The 16,833-nt window shown below is 49.2% G+C and carries 12 protein-coding genes; 3 read left to right on the plus strand and 9 right to left on the minus strand.

Annotation, left to right across the window (positions count from 1 at the left end; all coding sequences use genetic code 11):
- Positions 1 to 59 precede the first annotated feature (59 nt).
- On the plus strand, positions 60 to 887 hold the full coding sequence (locus PMI01S_RS03735) for a hypothetical protein (RefSeq protein WP_057005169.1): 828 nt from the start codon (positions 60 to 62) through the stop codon (positions 885 to 887).
- 33 nt (positions 888 to 920) lie between these two features.
- A complete protein-coding gene (locus PMI01S_RS03740; protein ID WP_082643869.1) occupies positions 921 to 1,331 on the plus strand; it encodes an ankyrin repeat domain-containing protein in 411 nt (136 codons plus the stop codon).
- Positions 1,332 to 1,691: 360 nt separating this feature from the next.
- Here PMI01S_RS03740 and PMI01S_RS03750 read toward each other — a convergent pair whose 3' ends face one another.
- Both PMI01S_RS03750 and PMI01S_RS03755 read right to left on the minus strand, forming a co-directional pair.
- Complete coding sequence (locus PMI01S_RS03750; protein ID WP_057005172.1) at positions 1,692 to 2,735, minus strand: DMT family transporter; 1,044 nt, start codon at positions 2,733 to 2,735, stop codon at positions 1,692 to 1,694.
- A gap of 237 nt (positions 2,736 to 2,972) precedes the next feature.
- Positions 2,973 to 4,547 (minus strand): type IV secretory system conjugative DNA transfer family protein, encoded by a 1,575-nt coding sequence (locus tag PMI01S_RS03755; protein WP_234427155.1) that lies wholly within the window; start codon positions 4,545 to 4,547, stop codon positions 2,973 to 2,975.
- 226 nt (positions 4,548 to 4,773) lie between these two features.
- Here PMI01S_RS03755 and PMI01S_RS03760 point away from each other — a divergent pair, with 226 nt between their 5' ends.
- Complete coding sequence (locus PMI01S_RS03760) at positions 4,774 to 6,270, plus strand: hypothetical protein (RefSeq protein ID WP_057005173.1); 1,497 nt, start codon at positions 4,774 to 4,776, stop codon at positions 6,268 to 6,270.
- 553 nt (positions 6,271 to 6,823) lie between these two features.
- On the opposite strand, the gene PMI01S_RS03765 is transcribed toward PMI01S_RS03760, so the two are convergent.
- The 7 genes from PMI01S_RS03765 to glcD form a co-directional block, all read right to left on the minus strand.
- Positions 6,824 to 8,077, minus strand: a complete 1,254-nt coding sequence (locus PMI01S_RS03765) for a malic enzyme-like NAD(P)-binding protein (RefSeq protein ID WP_057005174.1) — start codon at positions 8,075 to 8,077, stop codon at positions 6,824 to 6,826.
- 67 nt (positions 8,078 to 8,144) lie between these two features.
- Positions 8,145 to 9,830, minus strand: coding sequence for a lactate permease LctP family transporter (locus tag PMI01S_RS03770; protein WP_057005175.1), 1,686 nt, complete (start codon positions 9,828 to 9,830; stop codon positions 8,145 to 8,147).
- Positions 9,831 to 10,152: 322 nt separating this feature from the next.
- Positions 10,153 to 12,330 carry a malate synthase G gene (locus tag PMI01S_RS03775; protein WP_057005176.1) on the minus strand — a complete coding sequence of 726 codons (2,178 nt, stop codon included), beginning with the start codon at positions 12,328 to 12,330 and terminating at the stop codon, positions 10,153 to 10,155.
- 86 nt (positions 12,331 to 12,416) lie between these two features.
- Positions 12,417 to 12,818 carry a heme-binding protein gene (locus PMI01S_RS03780; protein ID WP_082643870.1) on the minus strand — a complete coding sequence of 134 codons (402 nt, stop codon included), beginning with the start codon at positions 12,816 to 12,818 and terminating at the stop codon, positions 12,417 to 12,419.
- 10 nt (positions 12,819 to 12,828) lie between these two features.
- Positions 12,829 to 14,046, minus strand: a complete 1,218-nt coding sequence (glcF, locus tag PMI01S_RS03785) for a glycolate oxidase subunit GlcF (protein WP_082643871.1) — start codon at positions 14,044 to 14,046, stop codon at positions 12,829 to 12,831.
- Positions 14,047 to 14,053: 7 nt separating this feature from the next.
- On the minus strand, positions 14,054 to 15,106 hold the full coding sequence (glcE, locus tag PMI01S_RS03790; protein ID WP_082643872.1) for a glycolate oxidase subunit GlcE: 1,053 nt from the start codon (positions 15,104 to 15,106) through the stop codon (positions 14,054 to 14,056).
- Positions 15,106 to 16,605, minus strand: a complete 1,500-nt coding sequence (glcD, locus tag PMI01S_RS03795; protein WP_057005179.1) for a glycolate oxidase subunit GlcD — start codon at positions 16,603 to 16,605, stop codon at positions 15,106 to 15,108. The genes glcE and glcD overlap by 1 nt, the downstream gene beginning before the upstream one ends.
- Between the last annotated feature and the right edge of the window lie 228 nt (positions 16,606 to 16,833).

Genomic DNA, 16,833 nt, shown 5'->3' on the forward strand with positions numbered 1-16,833 from the left:
GGTCAATGAAGCTTTCCTCGCTGGTTCCTCGCGCCCATTGCGTTTGAAGGGGAAGGGATATGGATGTTGAAGAGATCGAATTTACTGAGTGGCAAATCGATGAAATTCGGAACGCGTTGAATTACTACAGGATTACGAAGACCAGTAATGGACAACAAATTTCATGGGAGCAGGTGCGTGATGAAATAATTTATTCCGATGTGAATCGCGAAAAATACGAATTGGATGACAAAGAGCTTGAGTTTAAATCGGAGTCGTTACGCCGCTTCGCGGCTGGAACAAATGTTTTAAAGCAAACAAAATTAAAAGATGTAACGCGATTTTTAATTGATGACGGACTTTTAAAGCTGAGTGATCTTGAAGAGGTTGACGTTTATCTTAAGGGGATGTTGGCCGCCCATAAATATTTGGCTGCAAGTTCTGAATCCTCAAATGATTTTATCATGAATGTCGAAGGTACTTATTCGGCGTGCCTTGAAAGCATCGGCGGAATGTGGGAGACTTTTACACTTCGCATTATTGCTGATCCGTCTGGAAGATTCGTGCGAGTAGCAGAAATGTATGAGGTCAGTGCGCACAACATATTTGAATTAAATACCCTAAAGGCGCGTGACGCCTATACAACAATACGCGAGCATAGAACCGGCTACGGATTTGCAGTTACGGAAGATAATTGTCTTCATGTATTTTTAAGTGAGAATAGCCCAGTTCCCAGTGCAGCTTATGTCCAGACTGGATGGCTCAGTAGCGACTATCCTATTCTCGATATATGCCTCCTGCGGCATGGGCTAAGACATTTACCTACTCGTCATTATCTGGCACACCCCGATGGGTCGACCCAGCTATTTAATGCATTTAAATTTATTCCGACGGGCCTTCCAGTTTAAGGCTGCAATATTTAATCGATACTCGGGAAAATCATGAAAGACTTAAAGAAAGAACATGCGGAATTGCAACGAGATTTACCACGGAGAAGATTCTACAGTGGGTATGAGGGCGGTGGCTCACACATGACTCTTATCAATTGCGTTAAGCGCGGATATGCTAGGAGCGCCAAGTTGCGCATAGACGAAGATGATGTGAATGTTAACGAACAGGATGAGCTTGGTATGACTGCACTTCATTACGCAGCAGCTTTCGGTGCTCGTCAGTGCGTCCGAATTTTGGTCAGCAGCGGTAAGTGCGATTACCTTATAAAAGATCATTGTGGGCGCTATGCCTCCGAGTTGGCTTTTTCTTGCGGAAAAGATTACGCGGTAGGTGTGCTTCTATCAAAAAAACAGATTAAACAAGCCTTTCAACAAGGCGTTCCTAGCTGGGATAAGTCCTAAAGGCATTACAGGTAGAGAGTTGTCTGTCCTCTCAGTTAGTTTGGCATTTATTTGCAAGTATAATATTTGTCTTGACAGCTTTTTTATAAATGAATATTGTTAAATTCTTGCTGTGATAGTAGAGAAAATTGGAAGGGCAGTGAAATGCAGGAACCTACGCTCAAACAGAAATCAGAAATGGTCAAAGAAGTGAAACAGGGACTTGCCGTTTCGCTTGCATTAGCAGTTGCCTTCGCAGCATCGGTTTCTTGGATTGCGCATGAGAACAAGCAAGACACAGCCCCGGTCAAGGTTCACCTCCAGGAAACAAGGGCGCTTTCAGCCGCTCCTATCATGCGATAGCGCATTGTTTCCTTTGCGTTAGCTTGCTTCAGGTCTGAAGGCTGACCACACGGCTCCGACAAGAATCAGGAATAATGCTCCAGCCATATATACGAAGTTTGGGTCATCTGTCGGAAGTCTCCCATGCAAATAATCCAGTCCTGCGGCCAGCGGAATAAGCAGTCCATCTAAAGCCGCTATTTGCGTAGTATGCTTTGCACGCGCGAAAGCCTCCGTTATCGCCCAAGTTCCCACTGCGACGATCAGACATGCCAGAGAGAGATCGCTGACATAGCTGGGCAGCTGCTCCGACTGAAGAAGATTTAACGTTGTCGTGCTCATTCCAAGATACTTTAATATAATAGTCATTATAGGCAGCATAATAGGAAGTATGAGTATCGATGCATACGTAGTGTATGCCGTGATGCGAAGTCCATCCATGCGCTCAATCGTTACCCCGCCGACAAATTTATACGGGTACTCATTGCATCTTTCTGAGATGCGAGTGGACATTTCATTAGTGTACGCAAATCCAATTCCCGCCAAAAGAGCAGGCGCATATGATGGCAAAGCCTCGAAGAATTGCTGCCACCAACCTTGAGCCTCAGTATGATTTTTTGGATGGCTAACCGCAAACACCAGAGCTCCAATTAATATCAGTGCTATGGGGGCAGCCTGCCTTTTGATTGATGGCCACTTCTTGTTGATCATGCGAGCTGCAAAAAATTGCCAAATAGGGTGAAGAAAGAAAAATGGATATGTCAACGCTTGGGATTTTCCTCCATAAAATGCCACAGCCAAACAGGTCAGGTAAATAACCGTGATAAAACCACGGACGTATAAAATCATGTCTATATTTTTTGGTGAAAATACCAGGCCGCCACTATTCCTACGTAAAGAAAATAACCACAGAATTAGAAAGTAGACGCCGCTAGTAAAAACCAATCTGAATGCAATGTACGCTTCAATGCCAATGTTGGTTGCGATATCTCCCAGCATGCTTTCAAAATAAGCAAACAGAAATGCCGCTATCACTGCGCATGTAATTGCGACGCTTTGGTTTTTTGCAATAGACTTACTCATATATCCTCCTGCAATCAACGTCAGGTTGGACGCTCGCCATCTAACGGATCTTTCATCGCGCAGACATTGCAACGTTTTCAATCGTTGGTGCTGGGGATAATTTAATTCAGCATTACACCTACGTTACCTCTCGGGTTCCTCGCGCGACTCCGGGGGGATATCGACTTGAAAGAGTCGTAGATAAGCGATTGCGTAACAGGTATGGTCGGCTTTGCGCCGACCTCGCCCGCCACGTACTTAAAGATAAGGAGCCAGTACTCCGTCTTTCTGGTGCCAGATCACCCGCTGCAACATCATCGGATGACGTCCTGCCCAAAGAATTATCTGCCGTGTAAACGGATCGCTGCGGGAGAAATGCCGCCTGATTTCATCTGGCGTCATCAGGTCGTAAAGCTCGATGGCTTCGGACCGGCCCGATAACCCTTTTTGTTGTTGGTCCTGCGCGACTTCGCCCGTACGAGCCACTTCCACCTGCGTTTTACCGAGCAGCTTGGAAATATATTCGGTCGTCGCCATATCGTTGTTGCCAAAGAACTGCATGATCCCTGCGTTGCCCGCAAAGGTTTCCCACCGCTCGCCGTACAGAGCTTTGCCCTGGCTCCAGTCCTGAAGGATGACCCAGAGCTTCACGCCGAACGAGGCGATCAGGCCTGAAGCGGTTTCGAGTTGCTTCATGTAGCCAAGGACCGGGAACTCATCCAGACATGCCAGCACGGGGGCAGGCGGGATCGTTTTTTCCCGCTCCATCGTATCGAGCAGTTGGTTGATAAAAATCCGCATCCAGCGTCTGGCAATTTCGATCCGTGTCGCGGGGAAGCATAGATAAATGCTGACACCTGACGGTTTGCTTTTCAGCTCCGACAGGTCGAAATCATGCTCTTTCAAAACCTTGCGAAAGGCCGAGTAATCGAGAAACTTTGTATGCCGGTTTACCGTTGAGTGAACACCGGAAAGCTCTGCCCCTTTCTTGCCGTAAAAGTCGAGCGCCGCCGCCATGACGGCACTGCCAATGTCTTCTGTTTCCGCGCGGTCCTGCAGCCGGTAGCCGTTGTCCATCATCTCCTCATAGAGGAGAGGCTTTGCCTTCTCTTCATCATCTCCCGGCTCTACCCATAATGCCCGCTTGATCAGCTCCCTCACCATGATGAGGTGCCGCTCCTTGTCGTATCGAGAGTAGGTTACGACGTGAATAATCACGCCCTCGATAAAGTTCTTGGCGGACTCATCCCAGTGCGGGTCTTTCTGGTCCGCCGACTGCACGACAATCGACTCGGCAATCAGCGCGGCATCCTCAAGGAATGTTTCACTGCCTGTTTTCAGGAGGCTCATGGGGTTGTACGAGGCGCGGTATTTCGCGGCTGCTTTGCTGGAAACCCCGAAGGGGTCAACGACATAAATTTTCTGCCCCAAACCCGCGCGTCTGGTTGCCGTAATATCAGCCAGCTCGCCCTTGGGGTCGGTTGCCAGGATGCTGCCGGAATAGAACAGCAGGTTGCTGATCAAGCCAACCGATTTACCAGATCGGGAGCCCGCTACGGTAAGAATGTGGCGGTCATCCTCGATGCCAATGAGCTGCTTCCCCAGTGCACCGATCAGGACTTTTTTCCCTGGCTGGCGAGGGTCATACGATAGTGTGCGGCTCGCTGCGATGTCTTCGAGCTTCATCCACCGTGCCTGAGGAACCTTCTGCTCTCTTAAGGGGCGGGTAGAGTCTCCCCGCGGTACGTCCCGCATAAATTCTTTGAAAAGCTCGCTCATCACAATCACCGCTAAAAAGGCTACTGACTGCAATTCTTCCACGGCTAGTTGCACAGACTCCCTCTCGAATTCCTCCTTCCAGGGTGAAATTGCCCACCAAGTGCCCACCGGAAGCATACTTCCCGACCACCTGGTTTGCCGACTGCGGTGATGGTGCCTTCGCTCGGCATCAAGAAGCTGCCAGTAGGCGAATTACGTATGCAGAGCGACTGACTGACGCTCCCTAAAACAGGTAGAGTGCCGACATCGTAGGCTCAAAAAAAATCAGCAGGGAAGCCGCATGTTGTTAGACAAGAGCTTTGCAATCGCTCGCTCGGGTGAGCTGGTCATTCAGTGCATTGAGGCCTGTATTTATCAAAAAATTGACAAAGGGTTGCGATTGGAAGGTCATGGCATTATTAAAATTAATAGTGTTGGCTCTCTTTATATGGAGTTTGTCTGCCTAAAGTCAGAAAACTTTCCTTTTGATTTTGGCGGGAACGACTTCCCAAAAGATCTTTTTGACCCTGAGCAAGAATTATTTTTTGAATGCCTTACCTTGGATGGTGAAAAAATAGAGGCTAATGGGTTTTCATTAAAAATCACAGAGTTTAATACGTATCGCCCATTTAAATTTATAGTTGGTTTCGCGGAAATTTATAGTCAGGTGCCTTTCAACTATCCGGGCCAAAGAAAAAGCTTTTTGTGTTTTGAAGTTAATGAGCTCTCTAGGGTTCCAAAGAATAAAGGCAATACCACCACCTCAACATTAGGAGGTGAGTCTTGGAGCTTTAATCAGACAGTTCTTAAGAGTGATGAATTTGAAATTTCAATAATAGATCATAAGGAATATGTTGAAGTATATGCAAATGGTGATTTTGATGTTGATAAGCTGTTTCAGGCGCTAAGATTTTATATAGGGTTCACTTCGGGCACATTGCCACAAGCGTATGCCATGTCTAAAAGGTCCGGCTCGGAATTAACGCATTATGTCCGAAGCATTAGGAATTCAATTAAGAGTCAGTCCATTCCTCATCCAATCCCTGAAAATATTCTTATTGATGGTGTGATAGACGTCAAAAGTCACTATGATTTGTTTTTTAATATTTGGCATGTTTTAAACAATCACAATGTGTATTTTGAAAGTACCTACTCGCAGTGGAAACGTGTGTTTGCAGCGTTTAATACCGAGAGTGCACTATCAAATCTGACAATCTCAACTTCTGTTGAGGGGATTTTGATAGATATTTTTATGCCGAAGCTTGTAGAGGAGGCTAGGGATGAAGAATACGAAAAGCAAAAAATCGAGATTATTGAAAAGATAAAGGCACTTGAGATTGATCCAACGAAACGTAATACAATTATAAAGCAGGTTGCTGGGTGGGGAAACCTTTACGCGGCCAAAGCCCTGGGAATGTTGGTAGACAAGAAACTTATATCGACTGCGGAGAAAAAGGCTTGGGAAAAGTTACGCCATGCTGCCGCACATCCTAAATTCACACCTCATACGATTGAGCGCCAGATTAAGGAGTATCACAGGGTTTCGAGCTGCATCAACCTATTTAACAAGCTTGTATTGAATGTGTATTCGTATAGCGGTGCTCAGTTCGAGTTCGGTGAGGTAAGACAGCCAAAAATTGTTTTGCATGATTTGGTGAATATTTTGGGTCTTGAGAAGCAGGAAGCAAAAAATTCGGTTCCCATGAAACCTGAAATCGAAAAAGTAGAGCAGGCTGAACCTTCTCGCGGGGTGTTTGTTCAAAAGCTGAAAGAAATCTTTTCTGGCCTTTTCAAATAGAACGTATTAGGGATGTAAATGAGAGTTGTTATAAGGGCTTATTCAGCACATCATTTCACGAAGAGCCTATTTGGAGCAGTCTCCAGCCTCTCCCTCCATCATCCCTATGGCATCCGATGGGGTGACGGGAATGGTCGACCATTGGACGGGGGCGCAGATGACGACTCTCAGGTGTTGACTCCGCGGTCTGATATACCCATGAATGTCCCGTCATCGCCCATGAGCAAGAGAGTAGCTGCTAAAACGCAACGGAAGGCGCGCTCAGGCTATTCAGGGAGGGTAGCAATCCGACCCAACCTGTACTGAAAAAGCGGCAGCTATGGCCAGCATATCCGCTATATCCGCTGGCCATATATGAGCACCCCTACTCTTGGGATGCCTTTTCAATCCGACTAATTGTCTTCGTTAGTCGTCTAGCGCGGGACTGCAGCCACTGGCAGGCGGTCGTGGCTGGAATGGAAAGGCGCAGGTCTGTCACATTGATCTCGTCAGCATTGCCATAGTGGTGATAGCGACCTAACTAGCACATTAGTCAGCGACTATATTGAGTAAGTCAGAGAGGATAGTGCGAAGGGTAGGGCAATCGTGCTACACCTGAGTCGACTGCTGCTTTTGCCACGGCACTAGGTATTTCTGCGAGCAGTCGTGTATCCAGCGGCTTTGGTAAAATGTAGTTACGCCCAAATGCCATACGATCTAGATTAAACGCTTTTAAGACCTCTGCTGAAACTGGTTCTTTTGCTAGTTGACGTAGCGACTCAACGGCTGCAATTTTCATTTCCTCATTGATTATCCTCGCGCGAACATCAAGTGCACCGCGGAATATAAACGGAAATCCTAGGACATTGTTTACCTGGTTTGGGTAGTCTGAACGACCGGTCGCGAGGATCAAATCATCTCGTGTTGCGAGTGCCAGTTCTGGGTTGATTTCTGGGTCTGGGTTTGAACAGGCGAATACAACCGGCTTGGGTGCCATTGCCAGCAAGGATTCCGGTGATAGTAAGTTGGCACCGGACAGGCCCAAAAAGACGTCGGCTCCGTCCATTGCCTCCAACAACGTAAGAGGGCCACTATCGTTAATGAATTGCTCTTTGTAAATATTTAGGTCTTTACGGGCAGAGTGGATAACGCCCCTCCGATCGACCATATACATATTACTTTTTTGAGCTCCAAGACTCACTAGCAACCGCATGCAAGCGATTGCAGCTGCGCCAGCACCCAGGCAGACGATTTTCGCATTTTTCAGATCTTTACCTTGGATTTCCAAAGCGTTTAGCATGCCCGCAGCTGTCACTATAGCGGTGCCGTGTTGATCATCATGAAATACTGGAATGTTGCAAAGCTCGATGAGCGCTTTCTCGATCTCAAAGCATTCAGGTGCCTTAATATCTTCTAGGTTGATGCCGCCAAAAGTGTCGGCAATACGAACCACGGTATCAATGAAAGCATCCGAATCTTCTGCTTGAACCTCGATATCGGTTGCGTCGAGGCCAGCAAAGCGTTTGAACAACAGCGCCTTACCTTCCATAACGGGCTTGCTGGCCAGCGGGCCTAAATTACCAAGTCCAAGAATTGCCGTACCATTAGTAATTACCGCTACAAGATTACCTTTTCCAGTAAAGCGATAAACGTTCTCCGGATTTTTTGCTATCTCGCGCACGGGTTCGGCCACACCCGGGCTATAAGCTAAGGCAAGGTGAACTGCCGTATCCGCCGGTTTTGTGAGCTGTGTACCAATTTTCCCTGGTATTGGAAATTCGTGGTAATCCAAAGCGGCTTTTTTAAAGTCGAAAGTGTCGATAGTCATGTGAGGGCCTCATGGAGACAGCGCCGGACGATCCGGCGCAGGAAGTGATCGTTGAGGTTTGCGTTAATCAGTGCACCAGCATGCCAGTAAACACATAGGCTTGCGCCAGTGTGATCAAGCCGATAAATGTGGCGAAGATCAGGCTATGTTTAAGAGTGAAGCGGAAAAGATCCGATTCTTTCCCGACCAGCCCAGTTGCCGCGCAGGCGATGGCGATGGACTGAGGAGAAATCATTTTGCCCGTCACGCCTCCGCTGGTGTTGGCGGCCACTAACAGTGTGTCGTTGACCCCAATCTGATGCGCAGTTGTAGCTTGCAGAGAACCGAACAATGCATTAGATGAGGTATCTGAGCCTGTAAGGAAAACGCCTAACCAGCCTAGGAACGGTGAGAAGAAGGGGAAGGCGGCGCCAGTGCCCGCCAAGACCAATGCAAGTGTGGTAGACATGCCTGAGTAGTTAGTCACGAAAGCAAATGCCAGCACCATACCGATGGACAGAATCGGCCATTTTAATGAAACTAGCGTTTCGCCAAAAGTCACCAGCGCATTTTTCAAGCTAACTTTCAAAATGAAAGCTGAAATCACAGCGGACAGTAGAATAGCTGAACCACCAGCAGAAATAGGATCAAATTTAAAGACGGCCGTCATGGCGGTGGGGTTGGCTACTACTGGAGCAACTTTGATAATCAGTTGATCGAGGTAAGGGATTGCAATTGTAAAAACGAATTGCTCCATGGCACCGCCATGGGCAAACATTGCTTTAAAAGGTTTCAGTGTCCAGATCGTAACCAGCACCGTTAGGATTAGAAACGGTGACCATGCCTTTATGATTTCGCCTAAGCTGTAAGGTGATGGTGTTGAGTTACGTATCCCACCGAAGCCGCCCAAGACTGCGGCTCCTCCTACCGTGCCGACGATTTCGTTGCTCTCTGCCGCTTTTGGTTGCCATACTTTGAGGAACAGTGTCAACGAGACAATACTAACAAGTGCGGAGGTAATATCTGGAAGTTCAGGACCGATGTAGTTCGAAGTAAAGTACTGGGTCACAGCGAAGCTAGAACCGGCCACAAGTGCCGCCGGCCAAGTTTCTTTAATACCTTTCCATCCGTCCATAATGGCGACTAACCAGAATGGCACAATGATGGAGAGCAGTGGTAATTGTCGTCCAGCCATAGCACCAATTTTGAACGGATCGATCCCAGTTACTTGCCCAGCAACGAGGATGGGTACACCCAAGGCTCCGAAAGCAACTGGTGCGGTATTAGCTATCAAGCAAAGACCTGCAGCATAAAGGGGGTTGAAGCCTAAACCGACTAGCAAAGCACCTGTAATTGCAACTGGCGCACCGAAACCCGCAGCTCCTTCAAGAAAAGCACCGAATGAAAAGCCAATCAGGAGCACCTGAAGACGTTTATCATCTGTAATGGATAATACTGAGCTTCGGATAACTTCAAACTGGCCGCTCTTGACGGTAAGTTTGTAGAGAAATACTGCTGTAATAATGATCCATGCAATGGGCCATAGGCCATAAGCGAAACCATAACCAGCGGCAGCAAAAGCCATTTTCGCAGGCATGTCAAATGCGAATATAGCGATAATCATAGACAAAATCAGAGTTATGGTTCCCGCCGTATGCCCCTTCATGCGGAAGACCGCAAGAGCAAGGAAGAAAAAGATGATTGGAATCAGTGCAACCAGGGCTGATAGCCCAAGAGAGCCAAGCGGCGTATACATCTGTAGCCATGTGTTCATTTCATTAATCTCTAATTATTGTGTTTTTACATGGTTTCGATATTGTGCAATATATTTATTAGCAATCATCTGACTGCCTGCTATGCAGGTGTTCGATAAATTGTTTTCGTTACGTGCACTGGAAACTGAGATGTCTTAATGAGAGGTAACGTTCGACTCATGAGGCGGTTCCTTTTATTGTTGTGAACCATGTTTTTCCAGAAAGACTCCGGAATCATGTAGTAGAAGTTTCGGGGAGTCTGCGCCTATGGCGAGGCGCATACGCCCGAATCCCGGTCCATTATTAGGCCGGGGATGCTACTTTTGAATTGTGATCAAAAAATCACATTTGATTCTTGAAACGTAGACGCCAGGCGTGTAAAAGAGGCTCAGTGTATCCACTTGGCTGCACGCGTCCCTTGAATACAAGGTCTAAAGCCGCGCGGAAGGCGTATGAAGTTTCAAAGTTCACTGCCATTGGTTTATAAGCTGGGTCGCCAGAATTTTGCTCGTCGACAATCCTTGCCATGCGTTCCATGGTTGTTTGAAGCTGTTCTGTATGGATAACTCCATGATGCAGCCAGTTAGCAATGTGTTGGCTAGAAATCCGTAGGGTTGCACGGTCTTCCATAAGTGCGACGTTGTGTATGTCGGGTACCTTGGAGCAACCGATGCCTTGTTCTACCCAGCGTACGACATAACCCAATATACTTTGCGCATTATTATCCAATTCCTGTTGGATGTCCTCGGCACTCCAGTTGCGCTCGGCAGCTACTGGTGCGGTCAGCAAGTCATTGAGCAACTCTTCATGCTGGACAGTGAGGCTTAGTGTGTTCAGGCCTCGCTGTACCGCTTTGACATTTACCTGATGATAGTGGAGGGCATGTAGTACTGCTGCAGTCGGCGACGGTACCCAGGCTGTGTTTGCGCCAGCCTTTGGATGATCAATTTTTTGACGGAGCATATCTGCCATCAAGTCTGGCATAGCCCACATGCCCTTACCGATTTGTGCCTTGCCACTCATACCACACGATAAGCCTACTTGTACGTTGTTGCGTTCATAGGCTTGAATCCACGCAGTAGTTTTCATGTCGCCTTTACGCAACATCGCACCGGCTTCCATGGTCGTGTGCATTTCATCACCGGTCCGATCAAGAAAGCCGGTGTTAATAAAAGCCACCCTTGCACTAGCAGCAGCGATACATGCTTTAAGATTTACTGATGTGCGACGCTCCTCATCCATAATCCCCATCTTTAAGGTGTAGGCTGGAAGGGAGAGCAATTCTTCAACGCGGCCGAATAGCTGATTAGCGAAAGCCACCTCTGTCGGACCGTGCATCTTCGGTTTGACGATGTAAACACTACCCGTACGGGAGTTACCTTTTCGTTGGAGGTCGTGTACGGCGATTAGGCTCGTAAAAACAGTATCTAGAATACCTTCAGGTATTTCATTGTCATCGCCATCTAGAATTGCAGGGTTGGTCATCAGGTGACCAACATTACGGACGAACAGCAGCGAGCGACCTGGTAGGCTTAATTCTCCATTATCGGGGCTGCTGTACACGCGATCAGGATTGAGGCGGCGAACGATCGTCTTGCCATTTTTAATCAGGGTTTCGCTCAAATCACCCTTCATGAGGCCTAGCCAGTTGCGATAAACCTCTACTTTATCTGCAGAATCGACTGCGGCCACTGAGTCTTCACAGTCCATGATGGTTGACAGCGCGGCTTCCAACAAAAGATCCTTTACCCCCGCAAGGTCATACTTTCCGATTAGGCTGTTTGCATCGATCTGGATCTCAAAATGCAAAGCATTATTTTGGAGAAGTACCGCGTTAGGCGCAGATGGATCGCCTTGATAGCCGACGAATTTCTCGGGTTGGCTTAGGTGGCTAGAGCTGCCATCTCGAAGCTCAACAGTAAGCTGGCTGTCGACAATGTGGTAACGGAAAGCGTCGGCATGAGTGCCATTGGCGAGAGGTATAGTTTGGTCGAGGAAAGTGCGGCCGAAGCCAATGACTAGATCACCACGAATCTTGTTATAGTCCGATCCCTTTTGAGCACCGTTTTCTTCGCTGATCGCGTCTGTACCGTAAAGTGCATCGTAAAGGGAACCCCAGCGTGCGTTGGCCGCATTCAAGGCATAACGCGCATTCATAACGGGCACTACCAACTGCGGTCCCGCTTGCACTGTGATTTCAGTATCAACATTGGCTGTAGTTACCGTAACATCATCAGGCTGTGGTGCCAAATAGCCGACATCTTTAAGAAACGACTTGTAAGCGACCATGTAACGAATAGGTCCCGGATGTGCGCGGTGCCACGTATCTACCTCGTTTTGAAGGCGAACTCGCTCGGTCAATAGAGCTCGGTTCTGAGGCGCCAAGTCATGAACTAAAGAGTCGAGACCACTCCAGAACGTATCTGCAACAATGCCGGTACCTGGCAGTACTTCATCGTCAATGAAACGCTTAAAATTCTGGGCCACTTGCAGGCGCTGGCATTGCACTCTATCGATCATCTACGTTGTTCCTGATGGTGTTTCTCAGCCATTCGGCGTGAGAGTTTTTGTTACTCCCTGGCCCCAAAGCGTCAGGGTAGTTCCGCTTATGACAATGCTGTTGCTGCCGCCTTGGCAATCTGAGCATCTTGTTCGCCCTTCACACCCGATACGCCGACAGCACCTACTACGTGGCCTTCCACCACAATGGGGACTCCACCTTCTAGAGAGGTGAGTAGGGGAGCGCTAATGAAAGCTGTGCGGCCGCCGTTGACCATTTCCTCGTATCCTTTAGTTTCGCGGCGTCCGAGAGCTGCACTGCGTGCTTTTTCTGTGGCTATATAGGCACCAATTGCTGCACAGCCATCGAGGCGTTCCAGGGATAAAGGATGTCCCCCGTCGTCTACCACTACGATGGTTACTGGCCATAGATTCTGTTGGGCCTCTGCTCTACCCGCAGCGAGGATTCGTGTAACTTCCTTTTGAGTGAGTATTGGTTTGCTTTGCATGAGTCATCTCCTAATTCAGGGCTTCTTCCACTAGCTCGATCCAATGCCGCACCGGAGTGCGGCCAGCGCTCTCGAGATGTGTCTGACAGCCGATATTAGCGGTGACGATCACCTCAGGATTGCCGCTTTCGAGGGCATTCATTTTGTTGTCGCGCAATTGGCGGGATAGTTGCGGTTGGGTTATTGAATAGGTGCCCGCTGAGCCGCAACACAGATGACCATCCGGAACGTCAGTGAGGCTGAAGCCCAAACGTCTAAGCACGGATTCGACCGAGCCAGCGAGTTTCTGAGCGTGCTGCAAGGTGCAAGGACAGTGGAACGCTAAGCGTTTATCGCCATTGATATGGAGATCCTCTAATGGTTCTTCGCCCAGTACTTCCACAAGATCCTTAGCTAACGCACTTACACGTTCAGCCTTGTCTGCGTAGAGAGAATCATTTTCTAGAAGATGACCATAATCTTTAACGAAGGCACCACAACCGCTAGCGGTCTGTACTATCGCTTCTGCTCCCGCCTCAATCGCCGGCCACCAGGCATCGATGTTTTGCCGTGCACGTGAAAGGCCTTTTTCTTGGGCGTTCAGGTGATAATCAACCGCACCGCAACAGCCTGCCTCTCTAATCGGTGAGACGCTAATACCGAGGCGATCTAATACTCGCGCAGTGGCAGCATTGGTATTCGGAGATAGGGTTGGTTGCACACAACCTTCAAGCATTAATACCTGTCGCGCGTGGCGAGGTACTGGGCGAGGCTTTACCGCAGAGGCTTGGCGTGGCAGCTTGGCTTTCAAAGCCTCGGGTAAGAATGGACGGAAGATCTGACCAGCCTGTGTTAAAGCCTTGAACAGCGCTGGGCGTGGTAGCACGGCGCGCAGACTTTCGCGAAGCATCCGTTGGCCGAGGGGGCGTGGTACTTGTGCATCAACCACTGCGCGACCGATATCCAGCAGGTTGTGATATTGCACACCAGATGGACAGGTGGTTTCGCAGTTTCGACAACTTAGGCAGCGATCAAGATGCAACTGAGTTTTCGCAGTAACTTCATTGCCTTCTAAAACTTGCTTGATCAGGTAAATCCGGCCGCGTGGACCGTCCAATTCGTCTCCTAGCAATTGGTATGTGGGGCAGGTTGCAGTGCAAAAACCACAGTGAACACAGGACCGAAGAATGCTTTCAGCCTCTTCAGCGCGGGGCAGCAGTTTGGCTTGTTCGCTCAAATTCGTTTGCATGGCTCGATCAAACCTCCGCGTACATGCGACCTGGGTTAAATATTCCCAAGGGGTCGAGTTGGCTCTTAAGTCGTTGGTGATAACGAAGTAGGGGTTGCGTCAGCGGTGGAAACGGATTCGGTCCTTTGCTGTACAAAGTGGCATGACCTCCGAGCTCCATGACCACGCGGTGAATCAGCTCGCCTTCTGCGTTGGACTTAAGCCATCGTTGGGCGCCTCCCCAGTCAATTAACTGAGTTCCTGGCAAATCCAACGGTGCGGTATTGTTTGGGAGCGATAGTCGCCATAGCGGAGTGGTGTTATCAAAGAAAGCATGTCGGTGTTCGCGTAAGTCTTGCCAGAACGCGCTATTAATTTCCTCTCCGCCAAGTCGCTGACGAGAAGCTTGAACCGAGCCTTCACCGCCTTCCAAACGCAAATGCAGAGCGTGACCGTCATAGCATGCGGCACTAATTGGTATCGGTTGCTGACCCCATTCCGCGAGTTCACTAAGCGCCTCATGAACATCCATTTCGAGACGAAGGCTTAAGCACTCCCGAGGCTTGGGAAGGACCTTCAAAGAAACTTCCGTGAGCACGCCTAGGCATCCGAAGCTCCCCGCCATCAGGCGAGAAAGGTCGTAACCAGCGACGTTTTTCATAACTTCACCGCCGAAGCGCAAATGCTTACCTCGACCGGTTATTACCCGGGTTCCAAGAACAAAATCACGGACGGAGCCAGACCACGGCCGTCGAGGTCCGGACAGGCCAGCCGCCACTGCGCCGCCCAAAGTTGCACCATGACCCATATGGGGAGGTTCGCAAGGCAGCATTTGCCCGGCGGCCTCCAACACTTCCTCAATCTCAGTAAGTGTTGTACCAGCTCGCGCACTGATAACGAGTTCAGTTGGGTCATAGCTCACTATGCCGCTATGGCACCGAGTATCGAGTACCTCACCTGCTACCGGGCGACCGAGGAAAGCCTTGCTGTTGCTGCCCTGAATGCGCAGTGGAATCGCATGATTGAGCGCATGGTTGACTTGTTCTAGCAGTGTTGAAGTACTGTCTTGATCATGCTGCATCAGAAGCGCTCCAATTCAGGGAAGGGCAATTGGCCGTGATGAATATGCATGGCGCCAAATTCAGCGCAGCGATGCAGGGTCGGAATATTTTTGCCTGGATTGAGTAAGCCGCTGGGATCGAACGCTGCCTTCACCGCATGGAACAAGGTGAGTTCGTCGCTGTTGAACTGCGCGCACATTTGGTTGATCTTTTCACGGCCCACCCCGTGTTCGCCGGTGATGCTTCCACCGACCTTGACGCAGAGTTCAAGGATTTTGCCGCCGAGGGCTTCTGCACGCTCCAGCTCACCAGGTTGGTTGGCATCGAACAGAATCAGTGGATGCATGTTCCCGTCACCGGCATGGAAAACGTTGGCCACACGCAGACCATATTCCTCGGACAGATCGGCGATACCTTTAAGAACACCTGGTAACTCACGGCGCGGAATAGTGCCGTCCATGCAGTAATAATCCGGCGAGATGCGTCCGACGGCTGGAAACGCATTTTTGCGCCCGGCCCAGAACTTGACGCGTTCAGCCTCGTCGCGAGCCAAACGAACTTCGGTAGCACCGGCGGTTTCTAGTACTTCTTTAACCCGGTCACAGTCGTCCTGGACGTCTGCTTCAACACCATCCAGTTCGCAGAGCAGGATTGCTTCAGCATCTACCGGATAGCCTGCGTGGATAAAGTCTTCCACGGCACGAATGGACAAGTTGTCCATCATTTCTAGACCGCCAGGGATGATGCCTGCGGCGATGATGTTTCCTACGGCGCGGCCTGCCTTCTCGACCGAATCAAAGCTGGCCATTAATACTTTGGCCACCTGAGGTTTAGGCAGCAGCTTGACCGTGACTTCGGTAATGATACCGAGCATGCCTTCCGATCCGGTGAACAGTGCAAGCAAGTCGAAGCCCGGAGCATCTAAAGCATCGGCTCCCAGCGTCATCTTTTCGCCTTCGACCGTGAGAATGTCCAGCTTGAGTAAGTTGTGTACTGTCAGTCCATATTTTAAGCAGTGCACACCACCGGCGTTCTCGGCGACGTTTCCGCCGATAGTGCAAGCAATTTGTGATGATGGATCGGGTGCATAGTAAAGCCCATAAGGGGCTGCAGCATGAGATATGGCTAAGTTACGTACACCTGGCTGTACCCGGGCAAAACGACCATTAGGGTCGACCTCAATAATCCGGTTGAAGCGTGCCATGACTAAGAGGACGCCCTGTTCCAGAGGAAGCGCGCCCCCGGATAATCCAGTGCCCGCTCCGCGCGCGACCACCGGTACCTTACGGCGATAGCAGAGCTTGAGCAGTTCTTCGACCTGTTCAAGTCGTTCGGGTAATGCAACCAGCAAAGGCGCTGTACGGTATACAGAAAGCCCATCACATTCGTAGGGGGTGAGTTCTTCTTGAGTGTGAAGAATTTCGAGGTCAGGTAGCAGCTGTTTTAGCTCTGTGACGAGAGCTGCTTTGTCGACTTTAGGCAATACGCCGTCGAGGCGTTCATCGTACAAAATGTTCATGCCAAGGATTCACTCTGTAGCGTTTTTATTATTGCAGTCGGCCAGGGCGCCTAGAACTGCTTCTATGTCGTCCATGATTGTTCCCTGGAGGTCCACAGTCCATTGGTTTTTAACTGGTCCTACCAGTTTTTTGTGCGATCAGTGATCGTCCAGTCGCAAATATCTAGCAATGGCATAGGGTTTTCGTTATATTTTTCGAAGCGTGAAAGATTGGTTTGAACTGGTCCT

This window comes from Pseudomonas migulae NBRC 103157, from assembly GCF_002091715.1.
In the GTDB taxonomy this organism is placed as follows: domain Bacteria; phylum Pseudomonadota; class Gammaproteobacteria; order Pseudomonadales; family Pseudomonadaceae; genus Aquipseudomonas; species Aquipseudomonas migulae_A.